Annotated in this window: 3 protein-coding genes; 1 reads left to right on the top strand and 2 read right to left on the bottom strand. The window is 44.8% G+C overall.

The genetic code is table 11. The annotated features are described in order from the left end of the window. Positions 1-451: 451 nt before the first annotated feature. Complete coding sequence (locus RWJ43_RS06425; protein WP_314009074.1) at positions 452-1,603, bottom strand: hypothetical protein; 1,152 nt, start codon at positions 1,601-1,603, stop codon at positions 452-454. Between the two features lie 204 nt (positions 1,604-1,807). Here RWJ43_RS06425 and RWJ43_RS06420 point away from each other — a divergent pair, with 204 nt between their 5' ends. After that, positions 1,808-3,289: an MATE family efflux transporter gene (locus RWJ43_RS06420; RefSeq protein ID WP_314009072.1), complete on the top strand. Its 1,482-nt coding sequence runs from the start codon at positions 1,808-1,810 to the stop codon at positions 3,287-3,289. Between the two features lie 113 nt (positions 3,290-3,402). On the opposite strand, the gene RWJ43_RS06415 is transcribed toward RWJ43_RS06420, so the two are convergent. Next, positions 3,403-3,492 carry a hypothetical protein gene (locus RWJ43_RS06415; RefSeq protein ID WP_396427226.1) on the bottom strand — a complete coding sequence of 30 codons (90 nt, stop codon included), beginning with the start codon at positions 3,490-3,492 and terminating at the stop codon, positions 3,403-3,405. Positions 3,493-3,506: the final 14 nt, after the last annotated feature.

Genomic DNA, 3,506 nt, shown 5'->3' with positions numbered 1-3,506 from the left:
TGCGGGTGATTATGATTCTGCAGCGCGTTAACGTTGGCTTTTAGCCCAGCGTACAAAATAGCTCAGCTTTCTTATGTTCTGCCGAAGAATCAACATGTTTCTAATCAAGATAGCCAGGCAGCTAGGCGGTCGCACTACCTGATATGCATCTCTATGCATAAACTTCATCTAATATGCTAGAAAATGAATAGACTTATATAAGAAATTTAATTATCGATAAATTCTGTATCTACGGAACACACCTAAGTCGGATATTCTGCTCAAATGTGGGCATATTACACACCTAATGACGATAATCTGCACGTTTGAAGTATTTTCAGCGTCATGTATACGTCTTTTTAACAGATTATCCGACTTAGGTGTGTTTTGAACTGCTTCCTATTTCTCGTGTCCAAGAAATGGGAGGCAGTTCAGATACAGAGGCTTTTTGCAAGCAATTGCTTTTTACATGCTACGCATTGGAACAAATCTTCTTCCACAAGCGTAGACCATAGCTATTTGGCAATCCCGCTTCAATACGAATAGCCAAATACCATCCCGTGGCGTTATACACCAACTCAAAGACATCCTGACTATTTATGGCAGGGATGCCCTGCGTTAATGCTGTAAAGATAATTCTTACTACGTCAAATACAACAATGAGGGTCACCGCAAGAATATAAGGCCTAATAAAGCGAGCATTGTTTGAACCCTTAAGGGCAAGAAGACCTGCAACAAGAGAAAATACTGCACCAACTGTCACCAAGAAAATGGTAAGAATACCCTGTTGCTCAAGAAATTGATTAACAGTTGCCAAGAACGGTTGATTTACAACTCTAGAAAGGTCATGCAGTCCAAGCAGAATCAGAACTAGAAAAAGTGCAATTCCACTCAGCGTGATAGAAACCAGTGCAAAAAAGTGAAGAACTCGCTGATGACGAGAGCGCCAATATGTAGTTCCCACAATACCCTGGTCATGTTCCTTCTTTACTTTATCCGCAAGATTGGAACAAATTACCACGTAAACTATAGTATTAAGTTGAACAAAGGGATCAAGAATAATCAACCCTCCTCTACCCCAGGCCCATAAAATTCCTACCAGAATAATCAAGCCAATCAGATAGCAAAGAAATCTATATGGTTCAACTTTTGATGAGTCTTTAGCTGCTCGTAATCCAAGTACCGAGGTTACAACCTGCAGCGCACCAATAAGCAATACAAACACATAGCCTAGAAGCACGTTACTGCTGAACGTAAAATACACACCGCTAAACTCAAGCTGTTCCAAAGGAACAGCGGGCTGTAAGCCCATAACAGTTGCAAAAAGAGATGCCGACGTGGTCAGAACATCTGCCGCGCCCAAGATAATCAATACAATTGAAACGATACGTAAGATATGTTGAGCAGGGGTTCTAGGAACAGTAGCCTTAACTCGATCAGACGCAGGACGCTCCAATGGCTCATCTTCACCAACCACAAGGATTTTCTCGGCACGTTCTGCTACTTCAGAAACGTTTTCTGCCAGCTCAGAGGATACCTCAGTGACCTTTTTAGAGAGCTCTTCTACCTTTGAATTTTTAGCCAGCTTGGCAATCTCAGCGCCGATATCTTTTTTCTGTTCCACAGACACAAAAAACCTCCCACTTGTCCAAAATGTTCAAATAAATTATAGCATTAGCTACTTTGCTGTGTTAGTATTTGCAACTGTCCGTGTACCTGCAAGTATGTAAGGAGGCTTGTTCGATGCTTTTTTAATCTTCTCGTGAGCGTGTCACATGTCCACACCACGAGTCTGTCTGACATGTTCCACCACTAATCGAGGAGAAGTATGGAATCGAATAAGCTTTTTGCGGAAACACCACCATTTAAATTATTTATACGAGCAGCCCTCCCGGGTGCTATTGCCATGCTTGCGTCGATGCTCTACGACACTGCAGATGGAATCCTTGTTGGACGATATCTGGGTCAGGAGTCCTTTGGCGCGGTTACCATTGCCATTCCACTAGTTATTCTCTGCTTTGCAGTTGCCGACCTTATTGGCGTTGGCGCTTCTGCGGTTATTGCCGTTGAGCACGGCAAGAAGAACCACCAGACATCAAACAATATTTTTACCATTGCTTTTATCATGCTCGTTACCACTGGTGTTATCAGCGGCATTTTCATCTTCTTTTGTGCACCAAACGTTTTAGCACTGATGGGTGCTCAAGGAAAGATTGCCGAACAAGGAACTATCTACCTGCGCGTATGGACACTGTTCTTGCCGGTGATGTGCATCTCATATGCTGTTGATAACTTCCTTAAGATCTGTGGCAAAATTAGGCGCTCTACCAGCATTGCCTTTATTTCCGCCATTCTGGGAACCGTGCTTGAATACTACTTCCTGGGAGTTTTGGGATTATCCGTTGAGTATGCGGCGCTGGGCTACTGCATCTCTATTACCTTCTCGTCCATTTACGGTGTATGGCCCTTTATTGGTAACAAGCAAATCCTTAAGTTTGTAAAGCCACACTTTAATTGGACGCATATCAAAGAAATCTTTGTAAACGGCTTCCCTATCTTTATGCAGAACATCTCAAGCAGGATTTATTCGCTGTTGATGAACGCTGCCCTGCTGAGCCTCGGCGGAGATATTGCCATTGCTTCTTATGGCGTGCTTCTCTATTCTGGTGGCCTCATCCAGCCGCTCATTTATGGACAGGCCGACGCCATGCAGCCAGCCATTGGCTACAACTGGGGCGCAAAGAAAAAAGATCGAGTACTTGCTATCGAGAAGTACATCTTCTCCACAGGCAGTATTATTGGCATCTTTGCCTTCTGTGTCTCGTTCTTCTTCTCAGAGTTCTTGGTTAAGCTCTACCTGCCTGAAGGAACACAAGACCTGCTTAACATGGCCATCCCAGCTATGCGCATTCACGCTTTTATCTTCATTTTTAGCTGGATTACCATGTGCACCGAGAGCCTTGCCATTGCCCTGAAGCAGACAAAGATTTCCAATCTCTTGAGCATCTTTATGGCACTTATCTTCCCTATCAGCTCACTGCTGATACTGAAGCCATTTGGTCTGGACGCACTTTGGTACGTGTCAGTTGTGTCCAATATACTCTCAGCACTGCTCTCTGTTGGCTGCCTCGTCCACATCTATCGCAAGCACTTCAAAGGTGTGAATTCAGACGGTGTTCATGGCGCTGATGCTGTATCCGATGGCACTCAAGAAGAAGACTCCCGGCTCACCGAGGCAGAGCTTTCCGCTCCCGAGCTCTCCAGCCCAGAAGATCACCTGGACCCAGAATCCATCTCTCGAGCTCAATAGCCCAAGTGCTCACAGCTACGTACAACAACGCACTCCTCACAAAAACATGGCGAGAAGATCTTCTGATTCCAAGATCTTCTCGCCATAAACATAAGCGGTTATAGAACGTCTACCTACAGCGCAGCAAGTGCCTGCTCGACGTCGTTGATAAGGTCCTCGGTTCCCTCAATACCGCAGCTAAAGCGTACGGTACCTGGGGTGATGCCTGCTTCTACAA

It is taken from the genome of Lancefieldella parvula, from assembly GCF_963530955.1.
GTDB lineage: Bacteria > Actinomycetota > Coriobacteriia > Coriobacteriales > Atopobiaceae > Lancefieldella > Lancefieldella parvula_A.
This window is presented reverse-complemented; position numbering and strand designations above follow the sequence as displayed.

Bases quoted from the DNA above. Each gene is read 5' to 3' on its own strand.
- RWJ43_RS06420 (WP_314009072.1), top strand. From the start codon at position 1,808: ATGGAATCGAATAAGCTTTTTGCGGAAACACCACCATTTAAATTATTT.